General features: G+C 42.7%; 23 protein-coding genes and 1 riboswitch. Of the genes, 16 read left to right on the forward strand and 7 right to left on the reverse strand.

What is annotated here, in order from left to right:
• Positions 1-119: 119 nt before the first annotated feature.
• Entirely contained in the window at positions 120-1,460 is a 1,341-nt protein-coding gene (locus EV207_RS16700; protein ID WP_132747290.1) for a nucleobase:cation symporter-2 family protein, read from the forward strand.
• 396 nt (positions 1,461-1,856) lie between these two features.
• On the forward strand, positions 1,857-3,158 hold the full coding sequence (locus EV207_RS16705; RefSeq protein WP_132747291.1) for an MDR family MFS transporter: 1,302 nt from the start codon (positions 1,857-1,859) through the stop codon (positions 3,156-3,158).
• Between the two features lie 628 nt (positions 3,159-3,786).
• Here the strand turns inward: EV207_RS16705 and EV207_RS16710 are convergent.
• Positions 3,787-4,452, reverse strand: coding sequence for a GDSL-type esterase/lipase family protein (locus EV207_RS16710; RefSeq protein WP_165886986.1), 666 nt, complete (start codon positions 4,450-4,452; stop codon positions 3,787-3,789).
• 166 nt (positions 4,453-4,618) lie between these two features.
• On the opposite strand from EV207_RS16710, the gene proC reads away from it, so the two are divergent.
• Entirely contained in the window at positions 4,619-5,434 is an 816-nt protein-coding gene (gene proC, locus EV207_RS16715) for a pyrroline-5-carboxylate reductase (protein ID WP_132747293.1), read from the forward strand.
• On the opposite strand, the gene EV207_RS16720 is transcribed toward proC, so the two are convergent.
• Positions 5,431-5,880 (reverse strand): hypothetical protein, encoded by a 450-nt coding sequence (locus EV207_RS16720; RefSeq protein ID WP_132747294.1) that lies wholly within the window; start codon positions 5,878-5,880, stop codon positions 5,431-5,433. The two genes, proC and EV207_RS16720, sit on opposite strands and share 4 nt — an antisense overlap.
• 264 nt (positions 5,881-6,144) lie before the next feature.
• Positions 6,145-6,990 carry a CAP domain-containing protein gene (locus tag EV207_RS16725; RefSeq protein WP_132747295.1) on the reverse strand — a complete coding sequence of 282 codons (846 nt, stop codon included), beginning with the start codon at positions 6,988-6,990 and terminating at the stop codon, positions 6,145-6,147.
• 171 nt (positions 6,991-7,161) lie between these two features.
• Between EV207_RS16725 and EV207_RS16730 the strand changes: the two genes are divergently transcribed.
• Positions 7,162-7,524, forward strand: coding sequence for a DUF488 domain-containing protein (locus tag EV207_RS16730; protein WP_132747296.1), 363 nt, complete (start codon positions 7,162-7,164; stop codon positions 7,522-7,524).
• A 21-nt stretch (positions 7,525-7,545) separates the two neighbouring features.
• A complete protein-coding gene (locus EV207_RS16735) occupies positions 7,546-8,712 on the forward strand; it encodes a TDT family transporter (RefSeq protein WP_132747297.1) in 1,167 nt (388 codons plus the stop codon).
• 17 nt (positions 8,713-8,729) lie between these two features.
• On the opposite strand, the gene EV207_RS16740 is transcribed toward EV207_RS16735, so the two are convergent.
• The 3 genes from EV207_RS16740 to EV207_RS16750 form a co-directional block, all read right to left on the reverse strand.
• Complete coding sequence (locus tag EV207_RS16740; protein WP_207902967.1) at positions 8,730-8,984, reverse strand: alpha/beta hydrolase family protein; 255 nt, start codon at positions 8,982-8,984, stop codon at positions 8,730-8,732.
• 376 nt (positions 8,985-9,360) lie between these two features.
• A complete protein-coding gene (locus EV207_RS16745; RefSeq protein ID WP_132747299.1) occupies positions 9,361-9,696 on the reverse strand; it encodes a spore coat protein in 336 nt (111 codons plus the stop codon).
• On the reverse strand, positions 9,696-9,974 hold the full coding sequence (locus tag EV207_RS16750) for a hypothetical protein (RefSeq protein WP_132747300.1): 279 nt from the start codon (positions 9,972-9,974) through the stop codon (positions 9,696-9,698). The genes EV207_RS16745 and EV207_RS16750 overlap by 1 nt, the downstream gene beginning before the upstream one ends.
• A gap of 213 nt (positions 9,975-10,187) precedes the next feature.
• Here EV207_RS16750 and EV207_RS16755 point away from each other — a divergent pair, with 213 nt between their 5' ends.
• From EV207_RS16755 to EV207_RS16800, 10 genes are all read left to right on the forward strand, one after another.
• Positions 10,188-12,572, forward strand: a complete 2,385-nt coding sequence (locus EV207_RS16755; RefSeq protein WP_132747301.1) for a 3-hydroxyacyl-CoA dehydrogenase/enoyl-CoA hydratase family protein — start codon at positions 10,188-10,190, stop codon at positions 12,570-12,572.
• 17 nt (positions 12,573-12,589) lie between these two features.
• Positions 12,590-13,762: an acetyl-CoA C-acetyltransferase gene (locus tag EV207_RS16760; protein ID WP_132747302.1), complete on the forward strand. Its 1,173-nt coding sequence runs from the start codon at positions 12,590-12,592 to the stop codon at positions 13,760-13,762.
• 44 nt (positions 13,763-13,806) lie between these two features.
• On the forward strand, positions 13,807-15,591 hold the full coding sequence (locus EV207_RS16765; protein ID WP_132747303.1) for an acyl-CoA dehydrogenase family protein: 1,785 nt from the start codon (positions 13,807-13,809) through the stop codon (positions 15,589-15,591).
• A 131-nt stretch (positions 15,592-15,722) separates the two neighbouring features.
• Positions 15,723-16,004: a hypothetical protein gene (locus EV207_RS16770; RefSeq protein WP_132747304.1), complete on the forward strand. Its 282-nt coding sequence runs from the start codon at positions 15,723-15,725 to the stop codon at positions 16,002-16,004.
• An 88-nt stretch (positions 16,005-16,092) separates the two neighbouring features.
• Positions 16,093-16,449, forward strand: coding sequence for an arsenate reductase family protein (locus EV207_RS16775; RefSeq protein ID WP_132747305.1), 357 nt, complete (start codon positions 16,093-16,095; stop codon positions 16,447-16,449).
• Positions 16,450-16,573: 124 nt separating this feature from the next.
• Entirely contained in the window at positions 16,574-16,957 is a 384-nt protein-coding gene (gene gcvH, locus EV207_RS16780) for a glycine cleavage system protein GcvH (protein ID WP_132747306.1), read from the forward strand.
• A gap of 88 nt (positions 16,958-17,045) precedes the next feature.
• Positions 17,046-17,354, forward strand: a complete 309-nt coding sequence (locus tag EV207_RS16785; protein WP_132747307.1) for a thioredoxin family protein — start codon at positions 17,046-17,048, stop codon at positions 17,352-17,354.
• 233 nt (positions 17,355-17,587) lie between these two features.
• Positions 17,588-18,346 carry an RNA polymerase sigma-I factor gene (sigI, locus tag EV207_RS16790; protein ID WP_243647120.1) on the forward strand — a complete coding sequence of 253 codons (759 nt, stop codon included), beginning with the start codon at positions 17,588-17,590 and terminating at the stop codon, positions 18,344-18,346.
• A gap of 35 nt (positions 18,347-18,381) precedes the next feature.
• Positions 18,382-19,500 (forward strand): anti-sigma-I factor RsgI family protein, encoded by a 1,119-nt coding sequence (locus tag EV207_RS16795; RefSeq protein ID WP_424511379.1) that lies wholly within the window; start codon positions 18,382-18,384, stop codon positions 19,498-19,500.
• 48 nt (positions 19,501-19,548) lie between these two features.
• Positions 19,549-19,905, forward strand: a complete 357-nt coding sequence (locus EV207_RS16800; protein WP_132747309.1) for an SCP2 sterol-binding domain-containing protein — start codon at positions 19,549-19,551, stop codon at positions 19,903-19,905.
• Here EV207_RS16800 and EV207_RS16805 read toward each other — a convergent pair.
• Positions 19,885-20,304, reverse strand: a complete 420-nt coding sequence (locus EV207_RS16805; RefSeq protein WP_132747310.1) for a TlpA disulfide reductase family protein — start codon at positions 20,302-20,304, stop codon at positions 19,885-19,887. The genes EV207_RS16800 and EV207_RS16805 overlap by 21 nt on opposite strands.
• Before the next feature lie 119 nt (positions 20,305-20,423).
• Positions 20,424-20,539, forward strand: a riboswitch (SAM riboswitch).
• Between the two features lie 72 nt (positions 20,540-20,611).
• Here EV207_RS16805 and EV207_RS16810 point away from each other — a divergent pair.
• Positions 20,612-21,916 (forward strand): O-acetylhomoserine aminocarboxypropyltransferase/cysteine synthase family protein, encoded by a 1,305-nt coding sequence (locus tag EV207_RS16810; protein WP_132747311.1) that lies wholly within the window; start codon positions 20,612-20,614, stop codon positions 21,914-21,916.
• Positions 21,917-21,922: the final 6 nt, after the last annotated feature.

The raw sequence follows: 21,922 nt of genomic DNA on the forward strand, positions 1-21,922 counted from the left end.
ATCTCTAGAATTTAGGGGGTGGCAAGTTTTTTGCTTAAAAAGCCCTTTATTATAGGATTTTATAACTTATTTCTATATAAAGTTTTGACAATACGAAGATAAGCAAGGAGGGAAATGATATGGAAACTGGCAAACAGCCCGGTAAAGTATTATCACTTGGTTTTCAGCATGTCCTTGCTATGTACGCCGGCGCGGTGATTGTGCCATTAATTATCGGCGGTGCGATGGGATTGAGCGCACAAGAATTAGCTTATTTGGTCTCGATTGATTTGGCAGCCAGTGGACTCGCCACGCTGCTTCAGGTTTGGAAAAATAAATTCTTTGGCATCGGCCTTCCCGTGGTCCTGGGGTGTTCTTTCACTGGAGTCGCTCCAATGATTGCCATAGGAAAAGAGTATGGTTTATCTGGGATATACGGTGCCATTATTGCATCTGGGATAATCATTTTAGTTCTTTCAACATTTTTCAGTAAAATAATTAAGCTTTTTCCTCCAGTTGTTATTGGAACAGTTGTCACTGTTATTGGTGTGACGCTTATTCCTGTCGCTATCAATAATATGGCCGGCGGGCAAGGCGCCTCCGATTTCGGCAGTCCAAAAAACTTAATTTTATCGTTCAGCGTCTTGCTTTTAATTATCTTAATGAACCGCTTCTTTAAGGGATTTATCCGTGCCATTTCGATATTAATTGGACTTATAGCTGGAACGGTTGCCGCATATTTTATGGGAATGATTGACTTGGGATCCGTTCAGGATTCGGCGTGGTATCGGATCATTGAACCGCTGCATTTCAGCACACCCTCATTTCATATTAGTGCGATTATAACCATGACGATTGTTGCCATTGTCAGCCTAATTGAATCAACAGGTGTTTTCTTCGCTCTAAGTGAAATTTGCGATCAGCCGCTCGATGAAAAATCACTTGAACGTGGGTACCGATCAGAAGGATTAGCCGTTATTATTGGCGGATTATTCAATGCTTTTCCCTACACGACTTTTTCCCAAAATGTCGGTCTTATTCAATTGACCAAAGTCAAATCACGCACAGTTATTGCCGTTTGCGGTATCTTCCTTATTGTCTTAGGCTTTATACCAAAAATCAGCACGCTGACAACATTGATCCCAAACGCGGTATTGGGCGGTGCGATGATTGCGATGTTTGGCATGGTTGTGGCCTCGGGTGTCAGGATGCTGAGCAAGGTGGATTTCAACCGGCAAGATAATTTATTAATCATTGCCTGTTCGATTGGACTTGGTTTGGGTGTTACTGTTCAGCCTGATTTATTTGCAAAACTCCCAATCGGCGTTCAAATCATTACAAATAACGGCATTGTTGCCGGGAGCATGACAGCAATCATTTTGAATCTTATTTTCAATACAGGCCGAAAAGTAAAAACTTCAAAAGCTAAATCTAAGGTGCAATCACAGGTTCATATTGAAAAGCAAGTCCAGATCAGATAAAATAGCGGTCTTTAAACAAAAAGAAAAAAATGGCTAAAAAGAGATTGAATGTTTGGGAAGAATGTGATAATTTAGTATTAACAATATGAATTGGAGTTGTGAACTATGGTTATCAGTGTCCATGATGTGGTGTTTGCAGGGTAACAAAATAAAAGTCACATTTAATGTGCTTTATTTTGTGCTGTCTTCCATCATCATGCGGCAGGGTGACCGTGATCCTTCTTAAGACTCATAAATTGAGGTCTATAGATGGGCATGGTGTGTACTGTGCTTATTTATAGGCCTTTTTTGTTTTGATTTTAAAGGTCTCTTTAAAAGCCTTAACCCTTCTTTTCTTTGATGATGAAGACATGTGATGAAAGGCAAGTCAACAAGGAGAATTGGGGTGTAATTGTAATGAAGTGGAGTGACTGGGATACCAACCTTAAAGTTCGTTTATTAGGCGAAGGGGTCATGAACCTCCTTTTTTGGATGTTCTTCCCGTTCATGGCAATATATTTTTCGGATTCATTCGGTAAGGAAATGGCTGGGATGCTGCTGATTGCATCACAGGTTGTAAGTGTTATGGTCGGATTAATTGGCGGCTATTGTGCTGATCATTTTGGCAGAAAGCGGATGATGATCATCGCGAGTATTGGTGAAGCGGTTTGTTTTGTATTCTTTGCATTGTCTAATTCACCCTTTCTCACATCGCCGATGCTAACATTTATCAGCTTTTCGGCATTGGGAATGTTCGGTGCTTTATACTGGCCTGCCAGCCATGCGATGGTTGCCGATGTCGTTCCTGAAAAGCACCGTTCATCAGTATTTGCGGTATTTTATACATCTATCAATATTTCGGTTGTCATTGGGCCGATTCTTGGCGGCATCTTCTTCTTTGATTACCGTTTTCCGTTCTTAATTGTTTGTCTTGGAATAAGTGTCATCTTAACTTTTGTGCTGCAGAAGTTTATTCGCGAGACAGCTCCTGAGAGGGAGAAAAGGGAGAAGCAGGCTGATGAGAAGGATGTGAAATGGACACATTACCTCATCCAACAGCTTGAAGATTACCGCGTTATTGTCAAAGATAAAATCTTTCTCTTGTTCGTTTTGGCAGGCATTCTTGTTGCCCAAACGTTCATGCAGCTTGATTTGCTGATGGCTGTCTACACGACGGAATTTGTACCAAAACAGACGTTGTTTTCCCTTGGGGATTGGTCACTTTCGATCGATGGGAAACAGGCATTCAGCTGGATCATTTCCGAAAATGGTTTATTGGTTGCCCTCTTCACAGTATTTATGAATAGGTGGATGCTGAAGTATCCCGAGAAGCGGGTTTTCATTCTGTCTGCTTTGTTTTATGGGGTGGGCATTATCATCTTCGGTCACACGATCAGCATTTGGGTGATGTTCGCCGCAATGGTCATCTTTACAGCGGCTGAATTAATGGTCGTCGGGATTCAAGAAAGCTTTGTTTCGAAGCTTGCCCCGTCCCATATGAGGGGCCAATATTTCGCCGCTTCAAGCCTGCGTTTTACGATTGGGAGGACGATCGCACCTTTGGCGATTCCGATGACAGTTTGGTTTGGCTATTCAACAACTTTCATTATATTAGGCATACTTGCTGCTCTAAGTGCAGCCCTCTATGGCATCATGTTCAAAATGATCGAACAGCAAAGGACGGCAAAGAAAAAACCGGCTGCTGCCGTAGTAAAATAAGCTATACTAATGGAAAACTCTCGTTCTTGTAAATGAGAGTTTTCTTACATAGTCACAGCAAATGGAAAGAGCGCTGACGAACGTACAAATTGCACTAAAAGCTTCGCTCATTCTTTATAGGACTCAGAATCCGCTATTTGTATAAAAGAGTCCCTTTTTTTGAAGTTAAAGGACTCAGATTCCGTTATATGCTCATATTCCACTCAAATGACCTCTTGAATGACCGAATAACGGAATCACAGTTAATCACAGTCCTATACGCTTATAAAATATAGTGTTTTGTCACAGATAGCGGAATTACGGTCCGATAAAAATCGGTAAAAGTAAAAGTTACGGACAAACATCCAAAAATTACGGGAAAATCAATATTCTTGCGGACGAACATACGATTCTTTCGGATGCTCTTCCGAATTTTACGTGGCCCGGATAAAAAGGCCCGTAACAGAATACTTCCATCCCCGAATAATTGACTTTTATAAAATTAACTCTAAATTCGTCTAAGAATCATCGTTATTATACAAAAAATTGATGATTTATCTGAAAGACACAAAAGATTATGCACGAGGCGAGCATTTTATAGTACGCTAAACAATAGAAAAACCCCCGTTTTTTGCAAAACGAGAGTTTTTTAATTACGTAAATGATCATAACCAAGCTCTGCAGTCACTTTTGCCATGAGATTATAGCCTTCAGCATTCGGGTGGATGTGGTCAGAGGATAATAGGGCATTTTGCCGGCCGGCGAAGGCATGATAAATATCTGCGACAGCGATATGGGGCTCTTGCCCAAAGAGTGTAAGGTGCCGATTAAATCGCTCGATCCAAGGATCAGCAGCCGGGATGTTAGGAAAAGGATTATATAGGTTCAAGAGCCGGATGATATAATTATTATTCTTAGGATTATGAACGGCATGGATCCGATTAATGATGCGGGATATATTCGCCATGCTCGTCTTCAATGCCTTTTCAAGAATGCCGGCATCTTTAGTTATTAAATATTGTTGTCCGGCATCTATCAAATCATTAGCCCCTGCTGTAATTGTAATAATTTTTGACGTGCGAATACTAGCCGTCACTTCCGGCAAATCGAGAATTTGTAAGATCTCACCGCTCGTTGCGCCGATTTTAGCATAAACATTTTGATAGATGGATGTATTTAAAGCTTGTTCCGACAGCTCGCGATAGCGGCCCGTAAACCCTGGTGTGAAGATAGCCGTCCCGACGCCGACTGTGAGCGAATCACCTAGGGCGGTATAGAGAAGCGGCTGCTGCGGGTAGATGTGGCGAATAGCCAATATGTTCACCTCTATCATTTGAAAGGTTATGTGATATTCTATGGCGGCCTAAGCGGCTGAGTGAGGGCGTAATTTAGATTTCGCTTGACAGCGGCAGATAAACTCAGGATAATAAGAAAAATATATTAAGATTCAGAGTTTTTTAGCGATATGGGAGGAACAGGACATGATGAAGCAAGCCACAACATTTATTGGCGCGGGCCATATGGCCGAGGCCATTATCGCCGGGCTGCTCTCCAATGGGTGTTCGAAGGAACAGATTTTTTCCAAGAACCGAAGCAATATGGAGCGTTTGGCATATATGAAACAGACATACGGGATTTGCTGTGACCCGCCAATCGAAGAGATGATCGCCCGTTCCGATATTATCGTGCTGGCCATGAAGCCAAAGGATGTTTCAGGGGCGCTGGAAACGTTAAAACAATACATCCGAGAGGATCAGCTGGTCATTTCAGTTCTTGCGGGCATTTCCTCTGCGGATATTTCAGAAAAGCTAGGCAACAAAGCCCCGATTGTCAGAGCGATGCCTAATACGTCGGCGGCGGTTGGGGAATCTGCAACAAGCATCGCACCGGGAATGTATGCTACTACAGAACATGTTAGCATCGCGGAGGAAATGTTCTCAGTGATTGGGACGACAACAATCGTCGAGGAGAAGGATCTTCATCTTGTTACAGGGCTTGCAGGCAGCGGCCCGGCTTATTTTTACCGCATTATTGAATCATTCGAACAGGCGGCAGTGTCACTCGGGTTGGACAAGCGTGCGGCAAGATCGCTGATCCGTCAGGTGCTGATCGGTGCCGCTGAAATGTTGAAGGATGAAACCGTTGATCCTGCTGAACTGCGGCGGAGGGTAACAAGCCCAGGTGGAACAACGGCAGCGGGCCTAGAGGTGCTTGAAGCCAATCATTTGTCAGAAATGTTATACGACGTTCTGGTTCAGGCAATGAAACGTTCTGAGGAGCTTGGAAAGTCACATTAGTATTTCCAAAGAATTTTCCAATCCCCCTTTTCCATACTTAAGTAGACATCTTGTTCAATTGAAAAGATCCCAAAAACACTGTGAAAGGTTTGTGTGACAGGTACTTTATAGACGCTCTTCAAAACCTTGGCCCCGCCTCCCGGGTGCCAGTTTTTGATGTGCGTGAGTTTTCCTATCTTAAAGGTAAACGTTTTTGTATCAAAATCTTGCATTAAAACATGTGTGCGTTTTTGTATATAGTCTGCTTTTTTGAAGTGTTTTTTCATTTGGCTGTGAAACAGCTCCCATGAACTCCCGAAATCCCCTTTTTTTTCATACTTATAAAAATCCTTCACTGTAGCAATCACTTGATTTTCACGGGAATTTTTAAAATAAATGTAACCGCCGCCTGCCGCACCTGCAAGCAAAATAAAAATGATGACCGTTAAAATTAATTTCCCCTTCATAGCCCGGCCCCCTCATTACCATCCTATGCTTGGGTGGGGCAGGGGTATAACAGACGATTATGGGGTTACTTTTGAAGGCATTTCTTTAATGCTAACATTTGGGCTATTTATTTTCGGTCAGTTGCCTTATATAAATAACCACAAAAATAGACCCCATTGCTCTTTAACATAGCTTTTCCTATCCATTTCAGAGGTTAAAAGCTTCGTAAACTTAAAAAACCCTGGATGAGCTACTAGCCTCCCAGGGTTTCGTTGTTTCATAGTTTATTTTTTGATGAATTCTTGAGTCCAATAGCTTCCGTAAGAACCGCCTTTAACGTAACCAACACCGATGTATGTGTAGTCTTTGTTAAGGATGTTTGCGCGGTGACCTGGGCTCTTCATCCAAGCGTCAACAACGTCTTGTGGCGTTTTTTGGCCGGCAGCGATGTTTTCACCTGCAGCTGTGTAGTCAATGCCATAAGACTTCATCATGTCAAATGGTGAACCGTAAGTCGGTGATTGGTGATCAAAGTAACCTTTGTCACGCATGTCAGCAGACTTGTCACGAGCCATTTTCGCAAGTTCATTATCAACCTTTAGTGGTTGAAGACCGCGATTAGTACGCTCTTTGTTCGTTAACTCGACAACTTTTTGTTCATAAGCGTTAAGCTGGCTGTTTGATTGCTTTGCTTGATCTTGGCTAGGTTGTTTTGCATTGTTTTGGCTCGCTTGATTTGCAGAGTTGTCCTGCTTTTGCGGAGCCGGTGCAGCCTGTTCGCTCTTTTGGGAATCATTATTTTGTGCTTGCTTATCGGCTGAATCTTGCTTTTTAGCTGAGTCCTTTTTAGGCTGTTCAGCCTTGCTAGAATCATTGCCTTGATCCCCTTTGTTGCTGTTATATTTTATATAAATCTTGCTCCCATTTTCCTTGTACTTCTTAATAAGACTATTAATATCTATATTATACCGTTCTGAGAGCTCTTTGATCCCATGGCTTTGGTCGACGTTCACCTGTTGCTTGGCGTCAGAGTTGCACGGTTGTTTGCTAGTTTGTGCATGAGCTTCTGTTGACGCGAATGCTGGTACAGCTAGAAAACCTGTTAGCGCGATGGCTAAGAATTTTTTCATAGTAAAATCTCTCCCTTCACCAAACATGATTCGGGGTTATTTTAAAAAATTAGGGGTTGAAATAAATTTACCTGTCTTACCATTTTTTACATCTATGGGGTTAATAGGGATATGCGTGCAGTTCAACTAAGCCTGTAACTTCGCTATAATAGAGGAAGGAGGAGGTTTTATATGTATCCGCTAAAGAAAAAAAGAGCTTATGATACAGTCGCCAAAAATGATGGCTTCCGAATTTTGGTAGATCGAATCTGGCCAAGAGGCGTTAAGAAGGAGGATGCCAAAATTGATTTTTGGCTAAAGGATGTGGCGCCAAGCACACCTTTAAGAAAGTGGTTTTCTCATGATCCAGAAAAATTTGCTGAATTTAAACGCCGCTATACCGGGGAATTGAATAATGATACCGAAAAACAGGCGGCTGTTCAGGAGATTAAAGACCGGCTCCACGAAAAGACGGTTACATTGATTTATGGAGCTAAAGATGAAACAAATAATCATGTTAATGTGTTGATTGATTATATAGAGGAGAAAAATTAAATATGGGGGTGCGAAAGCGTTTTGCGGTTACTTAAGACCTTTGGCAATTGGCTTTTTTTATTTGTAGGCATGGGGCTTGCCTACAGCTGTATCGGCTGGTTAAAGCCGGTCGTGCTTGCTGATATTATCGCCTTTTTTATCCTATTTACCGTCTTTTATTATTTTCGCAGACTCATGTTTAAACCGGCGCATGCCGCGACAGCTGCCGGAGCTATTGTTATGTCTATGGGTGTCTTTGTCAGCGATGCATTAAAGACATTTCCGGATTATATCGAGTCCCTTGGTAAAGTGACGGTCATGATGATCTTTATCATTTGGTTATTTTTAATTACCGATTATACCGTGACATTGTTCCGCAGGAAATTTTTCGACTGGCACTGGTCCGGATCATTGAACAGCTTTGCTATGGGAACATGGCTTGCCGGTTCATCCGTCTGTTCCATGGGACTGCTCATGTATTTGAAAGACTGGTATTGGGTGGCAGTTATGATTATCACAGTCAATTCCTGTCTATGGGTTATCTTTGCAAGCCTATGCGTTCGCCGCTTTTTTCAGTTGGTAAAGGAGAAGGGCGCAATGATTCATGGGATTGTGCTGCTTTCCACGGTCAGCACACAATCGCTCGTCGTCGATTATTCGATTCTGCTCGGTCGCCGCTTGCCTATGGCGATCTATTACTTATTAATGATTCTTGCTCTTATTTTCTATGTCTGCTACCTCTTTCTTATTGTCCGGCAGCATATTCGATCATCATGGCAGCTCGCCGAGGATTGGAAGAATACCAATTGCATTATCCATGGGGCGCTTTCTATAACGGGCTTGGCAGGTATTTTATCAGGCGTCATTCAGCAGCCGTATATTTACGGGCTGTGGTGGCTGGTATTATGTTTGATTATAGCTGTTGAGACGATTGAAATTGTCAGAGCTGTTCTTCGTGTCAAGGCAAAAGGTTTTCGGGAAGGGCTGGGGCAATATGATGTCTCGCAATGGGCAAGAAATTTTACCATTAGCATGTTTTTAGCCTTTACCCTGAATCTGCCGGCCAAAGAACTGACGGCCTTTTGGCAGAAGAGTTATGAGGTTTTTCTTGATGGATTTAGCATCATCGTCGTCCTGCTGTTTGCCTATGAAGCTGTTTTGCTATTTAGGGCTCGGCTTAAAAAGAGAAGCAGAAGCGCCCTAAATTAATAGGGCGCTTTTCGACTTCATTGACGATACCGATTAAACCAACCAATGATTTCCTCTAGCCTTGTCAAACGATTTTTCGGTTTTCCGCTTCTTGATAACTCATGATTTTCGCCTTTAAAGCGGACAAATTTTGTATCGACACCAAGCCGCGTTAATGCAACGTACCACTGCTCGGCCTGTTCAATTGGACAGCGGTAATCCTCCTCACTGTGGATAATGCATGTCGGCGTTTTGACATTTTTGGCATTTTCTATTTTCGGATAATGCTGCAAACAATAGTCTAACCCCTTCATAATATCGGTACGGTCTTTGTTGCCCCAATCTCCAAAGTTAGCTGCGGTAAATGCTTTGCCGTATCCTTGGCTGCCGCGCCGCCATGAATTTCCAATACAACGGGCATTCTTTCATCCCCCGAGTCAGGTGGGAGCATGACCCAGCCTTCAATATCCCAACCATCGGGTGATGTATCAAGAATTGAAACACTATGAAGGATTATATGTAAGATAGAATGAGTGAGGCTTATTTCGAAGTTTGTAAGGTCGTCCAAACTCTTTTAAGATAAACAATCGCCCTCATTTAATAAAATTAGCTGGTAACACCCCTCAGGTGTTAACCAGCTATTGCTCTTGCTTATTTCCTAACCTAAATTTATTGCATCGTCCCTTGATTAGGGAATTGCTGTGTTTGATACTGTGAAAATTGCTGATAGGTCTGCTGCAATTTTTGGCCGCTTTCAGCTTCAAAACCGTACCAGCCTTTTTTAAACATGAGATTGAAGAGGTCACGCTGACACTGTTCCGTTTCGTTAAAGATTTTCGAAACATCCTGGTAAAGGGCTTGGTGGCTCATCTCATGAAGCGCGACACTGTAAGCGTTTGTCAGATACTTTTCGGTAGTCAGGCAATCATTAATAAAATCCCGGTCATTCATTTCTGGTGTTGTCGGGACTTGTGTTGAAGGGTTTTGTACTTTGTTATTCGGCATTATTGCATGCCTCCTGTTGTTGGATTCGTATTGTTCTGAACATGCTGCTGAATATGATTTAATAGCATTTGGTAATGTGTCTGATGCATTTGACAGGCACTCAGCAATGCTTGTTTTATTTCAGTATCCTGGCATTGGCTTGCAAAAAAATGACTTTTTTTAACAGCATTCAAGTTCCAGGAAAGCATATCCTCTAAATAGAGATGATCTTTCGTACTGACTACAAAAGGCGGCTGCTCCATAACGTTTTGATTTTGCGGCTGTTGCTGTGGATTCATTTTATTTCCTCCTATTGTGAATTTGGCCCTCTTAGTGTTAGTTATTCCTTTTGATGTTATTCTTTTAATTGGCTCTGCAAGTTTAATCAATTAATCGCCAATTTAAATATTGCGAAACTTCCTAAAATGCATTATATTGAATATAGGAAAGAAATTTTTTTGCATCAAAAATGAATGATTATTCATTCAAACTTGCGCTAAGGAGGTTCCTGAATGGTCACGATTCGTAAGGCAGCGGTGCTGGGGTCCGGGGTTATGGGCTCATCTATCGCTGCACATCTAGCAAATGTAGGAATACCGAGCCTGCTATTGGATATTGTTCCTAAGGATTTGACACCTGAAGAACAAGCAAAGGGACTGACATTGGAAGATAAGGCCGTCCGTAACCGGCTCAGTGGGCAGGCTTTAAAGAAATTACTGAGGCAAAAGCCTGCTCCTTTGACCAAAAAAGAAAATGTCCAGCTTATTGAACCCGGGAATTTATCAGACGATCTTGAGCGTCTGTCTGAAGTCGATTGGATTATTGAAGTCGTTGTGGAAAATCTGGATATCAAAAAGCATTTATTTGAACAAGTGGATCAATATAGGAAAAAGGGCACGATTGTCAGCTCGAATACATCCGGCATTTCAGTTAATGCCATGGCGGAAGGCCGATCCGAAGATTTTAGAAAGCATTTTCTCGGTACACACTTCTTTAATCCGCCGCGATACTTAAAATTGCTTGAAGTCATTCCAACCGAAGCAACCGATGATCACGTCACTTCATTTATGAAATCCTTTGGTGAGGAACGGTTAGGCAAAGGTGTCGTCATTACAAAGGATACACCCAACTTTATCGCCAACCGGATCGGCACATACGGTCTTCAAATAACATTGAAAGAAATGCTTAATAGGGGCTACAGCGTTGGAGAAGTGGACTCTATTACCGGTCCATTAATCGGCCGGCCAAAAAGCGCTACCTTCCGTACCTTGGATGTCGTTGGTCTCGATACTTTTGTCCATGTGGCAAATAACGTCCACGATCACGTTGATGATCAGGCAGAAAAAGATGTCTTTATTGTTCCTGATTTAATGAAAAACATGCTTGAACGCGGATGGATCGGCAGTAAATCAGGTCAGGGCTTCTTTCTGAAAAAGGATGGCAGCATTCTCCAGCTTAACCCAAAAACAATGGACTATGAACCGCGCGAAAAACTCAAAGCGCCATCGATCCAAGCCGCCAAACAATTGAAGTCCACTCGCCAAAAAATTAAAGCGCTTGCATATGCTGATGACCGCGCTGGCGAGCTGCTTTGGCCAATCTTTAAGCAGACCCTTCTTTATACCGCAGATAAGGCTTACAACATCGCCGATAGCCTTCATGCCATTGATTTGGCTATGACATGGGGATTTGGCTGGAAGTTCGGTCCGTTTGAAACCTGGGATGCCTTAGGTTTGGAAGAATCCTTGCAAAGGATGAAGGAAGAAGGCGAGAAGATTCCTGAGTGGCTCGAGGAAATGACAGAGAATGGTTTTAGTCACTTTTATAAAGAAGAAGATGGTGTGCGGTCTTATTACCATAAAGGTGAATATGTTAAGGTCCCGTATCATCCAAAAGACATTCACCTAAAGCTGCTTAAAAAGCAAAATAAAGTGATCAAGAAAAATGCCGGGGCAAGTCTGATAGATCTAGGTGACGATGTTGCTGGCCTCGAATTCCATTCACCAAATAATGCGCTCGGCTTAGACACACTGCAAATGATCCAGCAGGCAATGGATGAAGTGGAGAAGAATTACAAAGGGCTTGTCCTTGGCAATCAGGGCAATAACTTCTGTGTCGGCGCTAACATTGCCCTTATGCTGATGGAAGCACAAGATGATAATTTCTTTGAGCTGGATATGGTCGTCCGTCAATTCCATAAGGCGATGCTGCGGATGAAATATGGTACGAAACCAGTTGTTGCAGCACCTTTTGCCATGACATTAGGCGGCGGGGCGGAGGTCGGCCTTGCAACTGATGCGATCCAAGCCTCAATGGAAACGTATTTGGGTCTTGTTGAAGTCGGCGTTGGTCTGATCCCTGGCGGAGGGGGTAACAAAGAGCTTTATTTGCGGCATCTGGAGAATCTCCCTAAGGGTGTCAACGTCGATCTTACCGCTGTCACCAATCGAGTGTTTGAACTTATTGCAACAGCCAAGGTATCCACGTCTGCTGAAGAGGCAAAGGAAAACGGCTATTTGCGAGGTTCTGATAAAATCAGCGTAAATAATGATCATTTGCTTCACGACGCCAAACAAAGAGTCATTGGACTTTATAATCAAGGTTACCAGCCGCCGCTTAGCAAAAAGTTTCCAGTCTCGGGTGAAGCGGGATACGCTGCAATGGTCATGGGTGCTGAATCAATGAAAATGTCAGGCTATGCCTCTGACCATGATTTTAAAATCGCAAAGAAACTGGCCTATGTCCTTGCAGGCGGTCTTGTGCCACAAGGGACAGAGGTCACTGAACAGTACATGTTGGATCTTGAGCGGGAAGCGTTTCTAAGCTTGCTTGGTGAGCCAAAGACACAACAGCGGATGCAGCACATGCTTGTAAAAGGAAAACCGCTAAGAAATTAGGAGGAGGGGAGATAAGCATGAATGATGCAGTAATTGTAGATGGCGCGCGGACGCCTGTCGGGAAAGCAAATAAAGGGAGCTTTGCCCATACTCGCCCTGATGACTTAGGGGCCGCAGCCGTCACTGAAACATTAAAGAGATCAGGTTATGAAGGTCAAGTCGATGATATTATTTTCGGCTGTGCCATTCCTGAGGCCGAACAGGGGTTGAATGTCGCAAGAATGATCGGTGCTTTGAGCGGTCTGCCTGAGGAAACGCCAGCCATTACAATCAATAGATATTGTTCGTCAGGATTACAGGCTATCGCCTACGCTTCTGAACGGATTATGGTCGGCGGTTCTGAGACAATCATTGCGGGCGGAACAGAATCCATGTCACTCGTACCTATGGGTGGCCACGTTCTGAAGCCGAACCGAGTGCTCGTTGAGAAAGCACCTGAGTATTATATGGGAATGGGTCAAACGGCGGAGGAAGTGGCTAATAAATACGGTGTGACAAGAGAAGAGCAAGATCAATTTGCGCTTCGCAGCCATGAGCGTGCGGCAAAGGCCATTGAAGAGGGCAAATTTGACGAAGAAATCGTCCCTGTTGAGGTCGTTAATAGGTGGGTGGATTCGGATAATAAATTGCAAGAAAAGAAGATTGTAGTGAAGAAGGATGAAGGCATAAGAAGAGATACGTCGCTCAGTGCCCTAGGCAAGCTAAAACCCGCTTTTCACAGGAAGGGTTCGGTCACGGCCGGTAACTCCTCACAAACAAGCGATGGCGCCGCATCCGTTCTTGTTATGAATAGTGAAAAGGCAAAAAGCGAGGGATTAAAACCCCTCGCAAAATTCCGTTCCTTTGCAGTAGCGGGCGTCCCGCCGGAAATTATGGGGATCGGCCCCATCGCAGCAGTTCCAAAAGCGTTAAAGCAAGCCGGTTTGTCGCTCAAAGATATCGGTGTGATCGAACTGAATGAGGCTTTTGCATCACAATCCATACAGGTTATCAGGGAGCTTGGACTAAATGAAGAGATTGTCAACATTAACGGCGGTGCCATCGCTTTAGGGCACCCGATGGGCTGTACGGGGACAAAGCTGACCTTGTCATGCATTCATGAGATGAAACGGCGCGGTGCCGAATTTGGTCTTGTAACAATGTGTATCGGCGGCGGAATGGGCGCTGCCGGCATTTTCGAATTATTGTAACAGGTTTTAACACTAGTTTTATATCCAAGAAAGGAGCGATTATTATGGGAAGCACAACCGATAAACTGATTAAAGGCGGAGCATTCGTTATCGATGATCTTGATTTGAATCGAATGTTCGTCCCAGAGGATATTACGGATGAACAGAAAATGATGGCTAAGACAACGGAGGATTATATAAGAAAAGAAGTGTTGCCACATAAGGAAGAATTAGAAAAGCAGGATTTGGAGCTGACTAAGAAGCTGTTGAAGAAAGCCGGAGATCTTGGCCTTCTCGGTGCGGATGTACCCGAAGCATATGGCGGGATCGGGCTTGATAAGATCAGTTCATCCCTCATTACCGAAAAGTTTGCTCCGGCGGGATCATTTTCACTAAGCTACGGAGCACATGTCGGAATTGGCTCTTTGCCGATTGTTTTGTTTGGAACCGAGGAACAAAAGAAAAAGTATTTGCCCGGCCTTGCCACAGGGACAAAATTTGCCGCATATGCACTGACTGAGCCGGGATCTGGTTCTGATGCCCGCGGTGCTAAAGCCACGGCGAAATTAAATGATGAAGGCACACACTATATCTTAAATGGTGAGAAGCAATGGATCACCAACTCCGGTTTTGCCGATGTCTTTGTAGTCTATGCCAAAATCGATGGCGAGCAATTTTCGGCGTTTATCGTTGAGAAAGAGTTTGTCGGGGTGTCAACCGGTGCTGAGGAAAAGAAAATGGGGATTAAAGCATCCTCCACGAGGACACTTATTCTGGAAGATGTTAAAGTGCCAAAAGAGAATTTACTTGGTGAGGCTGGAAGGGGCCATATCATTGCTTTTAATATTTTAAATATTGGCAGGTATAAGCTTGCCGTCGGTGTTGTCGGCGCATGTAAGAGGGGATTGGAGCTTGCTGCCAAGTATGCCAATGAGCGCAAGCAATTTAAACAGCCGATCGCTAAATTTTCTTTGATTCAGAACAAACTGGCCAATATGGCTGTGAGAACATATGCGACGGAAACATCCGTCTACCGGACCGTCGGTTTATTTGCCGATCGGCTTGACACATTTACTGAGGAAGATGAAAGAGATGGCAAAAAGGTGGCTGATGCTATTGCTGAATATGCTATCGAATGTTCGTTAAACAAAGTTTTCGCATCAGAAGCACTGGACTTTGTCGCCGATGAAGCTGTACAAATTCATGGCGGATACGGCTACATGTCTGAATACGAAGTGGAAACGATTTACCGTGACTCCCGGATTAACCGGATCTTTGAAGGGACTAACGAAATCAATCGCTTGATCGTGCCTGGAACACTGCTGAAAAAGGCTATGAAAGGTGAATTGCCTTTGTTGCAAAAAGCCCAGACACTTCAGGAAGAACTCATGATGCTTATGCCTGAGCAGCCAGGTGTTGCTCCCCTTGATAAGGAAAAATATTTGCTCAAAAACGCGAAAAAGATCTTCTTAATGGTTGCTGGACTTGGAGCACAAAAGTTCGGTAAGGATCTGGAAAATGAACAAGAATTGCTTTCAAATGTTGCCGATATTGTGGGGGATATCTATACGATGGAATCCGTGATCGCCCGTGCCGAAAAATCACTGGAAAAAGCAGGGGAAGCAAAATCTGAACATAAATTGCTCATGACGGAAGTCTTTACTCAGGAGGCATTCCAAAATATTGAGAAGCTTGCTAAAGAGTCTTTGGCGGCCATTGAGGAAGGCGACAGCCTGCGCATGATGCTGTCAGCTTTGAAAAAAATGACCCGCTTTGAACCTGCCAATCTTATTGAGAAAAAACGCCGTATTGCAGCAAGTGTCCTTGCTGAAGAACGATACACTGTTTAATTATTAACAACCGCACCTTCAATAACATATTCCGCTATTTGCTCCCCGCCGCTGGGGAGTTTTTTTTTGATAAAAACATATCAGATTTTTTGGTATAATGAATGTGACACCATATAAAGGAGGCGTTGTAATTGGCAAAAATCGTCCAAGAAATAGAAATGGGTGATTACACTATATCTTTGAAAGATCATGGTGATGGAAAATATGAAGCAAGACTTTCCTCGGGGAGATACGGGGGCTTGCTGGAAATAGAAAAGTCAGATTACGGTCTTCGCATCCGTCAGATCGATATTGGCAGCGCTGACGTTTCGCTTGAACATCTTGCACTAATGACAATTTTGGTAGGTGCTGATCAGGAATTGATCAGTGAAATTAACAGGATCAACAAAGCGAGAAATCAATCTTGGAAATAAACGATCCTGCTTTAACCGGCCCAGCGCTTGGGTCCATTTCTTTGGATCGTTTTTTATGGGTCAAACCATTTATGAAAGGGGCGAATGAGTGTTGTTGACTGTTTATAGTTATCCAACATGCGGAACATGCCGAAAGGCAAAAAAATGGCTTGATGAACATGCACTTGCCTATCAAGACATACATATTGTCGAATCACCCCCAACGAAAGCTGATCTCACCGGCCTCTATGAGAAAAGCGGTTTGCCGCTGAAGAAATTTTTTAACACAAGCGGCCGCCGATATCGGGAGCTGGGAATAAGAGATAAAATAAAAACGGCAACGGATGATGAACTTCTCAATTGGTTAGCGTCCGACGGTATGTTGATAAAGCGTCCGATCATTACCGACGGACAGCATGTCACCGTCGGTTTTAACGAAGCTTTATTTACAGAGACTTGGAAATAGCAGATAAGAAAGTTTGGAAAATGTGAAATCTGGCATATTAATTGATACAAACAGCTTGCCCGCAAACGATGTTTTATAATAAGATGAATGAAGATATGAAATTGGTTAAAACGGAGGGAACTGAATGAACACACCAAAAGAATTGCGTTATTCTGAAGAACACGAATGGGTAAAAACCGAAGATGGGAAAGTCTGCATTGGTATTACTGATTTCGCCCAAGATGAATTAGGAGATATCGTCTTCGTTGAACTCCCAGAAGTAGGCGAAGACATTGAAGCAGATGAGCCATTCGGCAGCGTCGAATCGGTTAAAACAGTTTCAGAACTTTATGCACCAATCAGCGGCAAGGTCGTTGAGATTAATGAAGAATTGGAAGATTCGCCGGAGTTTGTCAATGAGTCACCTTATGAAAAGGCCTGGATGATTGTCATTGAAGCAAGCGATGAATCAGAAATTGAAAAACTTATGGACGCGGAAAGCTACGAGAAAATGATCAGCGAAGAATAAGTAAAGCAAAGCTGGAAGCCTGTGGGACAAGCATGACAGGCTTCCTTTTTATATCTATTTTAAGTCAAACAACAGCAGGGTATTAAATATGAAAGAATTAAGTGAACATCATTTTGAAGCAAGTAAGGCGGACCGAGATGCGGCATTGTTTTTCATTAGTCCTTTTTGCGGCACTTGCCAATTAGCGGAAAAAATGCTTAAAGTTGCAGTCATGACAATCAATCCCGACCTCAATGTGTACAAGTGCCGGGTTTCAGAATGGCAAAGGAAAGTTAAGGACTTAAGAATTCATAGTGTGCCATGTCTTGTCATCCTTCAGCATGGAGAAGTGAAGGATATCCTTTATGCATTTGAATCGGTGCCAAAACTATGCAAAGTACTGGGTAATTTTACATAAGTAAGACTATACACATATATTTTCACCATAAAATACCACTTTCGTTACAAATGTTAAGAAACGCAATCCCATTGTTATAGAATTGTATACTAATTAACGGTTAAAGAATGGTATAAAAGAGTACGAGGTGTTTTTTAGCCTCTAACCAAATGCAATGAACAACGTTAATTAAAAAATACGAACTTGATTGGATAATATAGCGTTTTAAAAAGTAGAAAGTGAGAGGTGAAAATGTGAGAGCTACTAGTTTACAACCAATAACAGCAGAGGCAGCACCAGCTTTCACCCTTGAAGGCAAAGTGTATGAGGTACAAAAAGGTGATGAAAGTTTAAGAAACTTTATAATAAATTCCTATCAACCTTTTATAAAAAAAGTAGTTTCCAAGGTTTGCAATCGATTTATTGACCATTCAATGGATGAATACAGCATTGGTCTTGTTGCTTTTAATGAAGCCATGGATCAATATCAAACAGGACAAGGCAGCAAATTTCTAACTTTCGCGGATATGGTTATTCGCAGGCGGATCATTGACTTCATCAGAAAAGAATCCAGGCAAGCGAAGACCATTTATCTTGACCAAACCGAACTTGATGATGAAGGCGGACAGGATGAAAGCTATATTCAGCAAAAGGCAGCCATTCATTTCTATGATGAACAATGTCAAATTGAAGAACGTGTTGAACAAATTGAAACATATGAGCAGCTTTTATTAGATTACGGCATTACGTTTAAGGTCTTAAGCAAAAATTGTCCAAAGCATATTGATGCAAGAGAAAATGCCAAACAGGTGGCTAAAATCTTAGTTGATAATAGCGGTTTAGCCCAGCATTTGACTGAAAAAAGACAGCTGCCAATAAAAGATTTACTGCAATTTGTTTCATGCAGTCGTAAAACCATTGAAAGGAACCGAAAGTATATAATAGCAGTTGCTCTAATCTATATTGGAGGTTTTAGTGCGCTGCAATCTTATATAGAGCCGGAAGCCCTATAAAGAAAGGAGGGAGAAGCCTGAGCCAAGGAATACTCGTGTCCAAAAATGGGCGGCGCGCTGTGTTGTTGACGAAGGACGGAAACTTTAGATCCGTTAGATTAAAGAAGTCCGTCGATGTGATGATAGGACAAACTGTCCTTGATATGCACCTGTCCCAGCAGCCGGTTTTCCGAAATAATTTTTGGCTCCCCGCCTTTGCAGCATGTTTATCAATTGTTTTAATACTTGGATTGCCTGACGGTGCTTACCAAAATCACGCTGTCGCGGCTTATGTCAGTTTTGATATCAATCCCAGCATTGAGGCAAGCGTTGATAACAACATGCATATTGTGCAAGTTAAGCCGATGAATAACGACGCCCGGGAGATATTAAAATCGGGTCATCAATATAAAGGCATGTCTTTAAGAAAATTTACGTCCCTCGTTATTACAAAGTTGAAAAATAACGGTTATTTTGAGGATCATCCGGAAGTTCTTGTTACAACCGCAGTGACAAGTGAAATAAAGGCTGACAGTCAGGCTGCATTTCAGGAGAAAGTCGAAAAAGCAGTGAATGAATTTGAGGATAGACCGGCTTTCCAAAATGGAAAGGGGTCTGTTAACATTGTTAAAACTACTGTGGAAAAGCATAATCAAGCACGAAAAAAGGGCCTTTCTACAGGTAAATATCTGATCTATTTAAATGCATCAGATCGTGATAAGCATTTAACAGTGGACCATGCAAAAAAGCTTTCGATCAAGGAATTACAGCAGCAATATGTTAATAATACGACGAGAAAAAAGACACCCGCCAACCATGACAGACCTGACAAGTCTGACAGAGGCGAGGGAAAAGTTTCCAAACAATCAAATAGTGATCAGGCGAGCCAAAAACACAACGTCCGGAATCATGCTCACAAGGTAAAGACCCATGGCAATGGAAAATCGCCGAAAATTAACAGCCATATCCCACACAATGGAAAAAGCATGGCAAATCAAGGCAATCATTCTAATCATACATTTCAAAAGCCTTCAATCCATTCTGAGAAGAAGAAACACGCCGTCCCCAAGAAAGATAAACCTCATCATGGCGGGAAAATAAAAGAGAGAAATTATAAACAAAAAGATAAACAAGAAAATAAACATGGTTATAAAAAGCCTCCTAAGCCTGAGTAAGGTTAGGGGGCTCCTATATATAATTTTAGTTATTGGAGGTAATGTGATTTGCTTAGATCGCAATCAGAGCGGTTTGTCCAAACATTGGCTGAAAAATCTGCCCTTCAGCCTTTGTATAAAAATAAAGATATCATTTTACAGTTAAAAAGTGAAAAGGAGAGTGTGCTTATGTCGTTTCATAATGGGGTATGCTCCCTAATTTCTGAACCATCTGGCAATATTGATGTTAATATTACCGGGAAATATGACAGTCTGGTATTATTAATTGACGGTTCCGAACGGCTCATGATGCTTGAACAAGAAGGGAATTTAGAAGTTGAAGGAAAACAGTGCAACCTTCTTACTCTAGAGTCCCTATTTATCCTGGCTGGTGAGTCATCATATTTATTTCGTCACATGACTTAAGGCCTCAAGAACATCATAAAATGATGCCTTATCGCCAAACTGGTGTGTGATCCGGTGGTCTTTATCCATGATAATTGTTGTTGGGACACCCGAGCATTCATAAGCATCATAGACCTCTGTGCCGTTATCAATTAAAATCGGAAAGGGAAGATCGTGTTCCTCTGCAAACCGGGGACCGTCCTTCTCCGCATGCTCTCTGCCGGTCACATTAATGGTTAAGAAGCCCAATTCTGATTTGTCCAAAGATTGATAGAACTGGGTCTTTAAAGGCAAGTCTCTTTGACAGTCGGGGCACCATGACACCCAAAACGTTATCATAACAGGCAGTCCCCTAAAATCGGTTAGCTTGACCTCTTGGTGTGATTTAAGATCAAAGAGTTCGAAATTCGGTGCATTCATATTTATTTACTCCTTTCAGTTTGGACTTAATTTTTAGATGATTGAAAAAAGCTATTGACACATTATTTTAGCAATGATAACATTCTTATTAATCATTTTAAATGCTAACTAAATAAATTCTCTTATCCAGAGAGGCGGAGGGACTGGCCCTATGATGCCCGGCAACCTCCAGATGCATTTATGCGTTTGGAAAGGTGCTAATTCCTGCAGGAGGTAAACTCCTGATAGATAAGAGCGGTTAATATAACCCCTCTTATTTAAGAGGGGTTTTTAGTTTTGACAAACAATTCATAAGGAGTGTTGAAAGATGACTGAAACAACAACGCATCATGATTTGGAAACGATTTTGCTTCATGGCGGACAGGAGCCCGATCCTGTTACAGGCTCAAGGGCTGTGCCGATTCACCAAACAACTTCATATGTCTTTAATGATACGGAACATGCCAGACAATTATTTGCATTAGAGGAACCTGGAAATATTTATACGAGAATTATGAACCCAACCACGGATGTACTGGAAAAAAGGATAGCATTATTAGAAGGAGGTGTCGGTGCTCTGGCGACTTCTTCAGGCATGGCGGCTATCAGCTTTTCAATTTTAAATATCGCCAGCGCAGGCGACCATATTGTCGCTGCAACAAACCTTTACGGCGGCACCTACAATCTTTTTGCTGCCACCTTGCCGAAATATGGCATTGATGTGTCATTTGTTGACCCGACGGATCCGGAGAATTTCCGGGGGGCGATCAAGGATAATACCAAAGCGGTATTCGCCGAAATCATTGGTAATCCGAGCCTCCACGTCCTAGATGTTGAAAATGTGGCAGCGGTCGCACATGAATCGGGGATTCCGCTAATCGTTGACAATACTTTTGCCACACCATATGTGGCTAGACCGATTGAATGGGGGGCAGACATTGTTGTTCACTCAGCAACAAAGTGGATCGGGGGACACGGCAATTCAATTGGGGGGCTGATTATTGACAGCGGCAAATTTGATTGGAACAGCGAAAAGTTCCCTGGCTTTACTGAACCTGATGAAACCTATCACGGTCTTCGATACGGCATCGATGTTGGGAATGCCGGTTACATTACAAAAGCCCGTGTACAGCTGCTAAGAGACTTGGGTTCCTGCCTAAGCCCTTTCAATGCTTTTCTGCTCCTGCAAGGACTTGAAACCCTTCATCTCCGTGTTAAAGCGCATGGTGAAAATGCAGAAAAAATCGCAGCTTACCTGGATCATCATCCCGATGTTGCATGGGTTTCCTATCCTGGATTGCAAAGTCATCCGGCTCATAAGCTTGCGGAAAAGTATTTGAAAAATAGCTGCGGCTCCATCGTTAACTTTGGCATTAAAGGCGGCCTCGAAGCTGGAAAAGAATTTATCAATGCCCTATCTCTTTGGTCCCATTTGGCCAATGTAGGTGATGCAAAGTCGCTTGTCATCCACCCGGCTTCAACGACACATCAGCAATTGAATGCTGACGAATTAAAGACCACTGGTGTAACGGAAGATCTGGTCCGTTTGTCAGTTGGGATCGAATCAGCTGAAGATCTGACTCAGGATCTTGACCAAGCGTTAAGACAATCAAAAGAAAAGACATTTGCTTAGGGAGTG

This window comes from Scopulibacillus darangshiensis, assembly GCF_004341035.1.
Classification (GTDB): Bacteria; Bacillota; Bacilli; order Bacillales; family Sporolactobacillaceae; genus Scopulibacillus; species Scopulibacillus darangshiensis.

Coding starts and splice junctions, on each gene's coding strand:
- EV207_RS16700 (WP_132747290.1), top strand. CDS start 120: ATGGAAACTGGCAAACAGCCCGGTAAAGTATTATCACTTGGTTTTCAG.
- gcvH (WP_132747306.1), top strand. CDS start 16,574: ATGAACACACCAAAAGAATTGCGTTATTCTGAAGAACACGAATGGGTA.
- EV207_RS16810 (WP_132747311.1), top strand. CDS start 20,612: ATGACTGAAACAACAACGCATCATGATTTGGAAACGATTTTGCTTCAT.
- EV207_RS16760 (WP_132747302.1), top strand. CDS start 12,590: ATGAATGATGCAGTAATTGTAGATGGCGCGCGGACGCCTGTCGGGAAA.
- EV207_RS16755 (WP_132747301.1), top strand. CDS start 10,188: ATGGTCACGATTCGTAAGGCAGCGGTGCTGGGGTCCGGGGTTATGGGC.
- EV207_RS16750 (WP_132747300.1), bottom strand. CDS start 9,974: ATGAATCCACAGCAACAGCCGCAAAATCAAAACGTTATGGAGCAGCCG.
- EV207_RS16765 (WP_132747303.1), top strand. CDS start 13,807: ATGGGAAGCACAACCGATAAACTGATTAAAGGCGGAGCATTCGTTATC.
- EV207_RS16720 (WP_132747294.1), bottom strand. CDS start 5,880: ATGAAGGGGAAATTAATTTTAACGGTCATCATTTTTATTTTGCTTGCA.
- EV207_RS16745 (WP_132747299.1), bottom strand. CDS start 9,696: ATGCCGAATAACAAAGTACAAAACCCTTCAACACAAGTCCCGACAACA.
- EV207_RS16730 (WP_132747296.1), top strand. CDS start 7,162: ATGTATCCGCTAAAGAAAAAAAGAGCTTATGATACAGTCGCCAAAAAT.
- EV207_RS16725 (WP_132747295.1), bottom strand. CDS start 6,990: ATGAAAAAATTCTTAGCCATCGCGCTAACAGGTTTTCTAGCTGTACCA.
- proC (WP_132747293.1), top strand. CDS start 4,619: ATGATGAAGCAAGCCACAACATTTATTGGCGCGGGCCATATGGCCGAG.
- EV207_RS16785 (WP_132747307.1), top strand. CDS start 17,046: ATGAAAGAATTAAGTGAACATCATTTTGAAGCAAGTAAGGCGGACCGA.
- EV207_RS16705 (WP_132747291.1), top strand. CDS start 1,857: ATGAAGTGGAGTGACTGGGATACCAACCTTAAAGTTCGTTTATTAGGC.
- EV207_RS16805 (WP_132747310.1), bottom strand. CDS start 20,304: ATGAATGCACCGAATTTCGAACTCTTTGATCTTAAATCACACCAAGAG.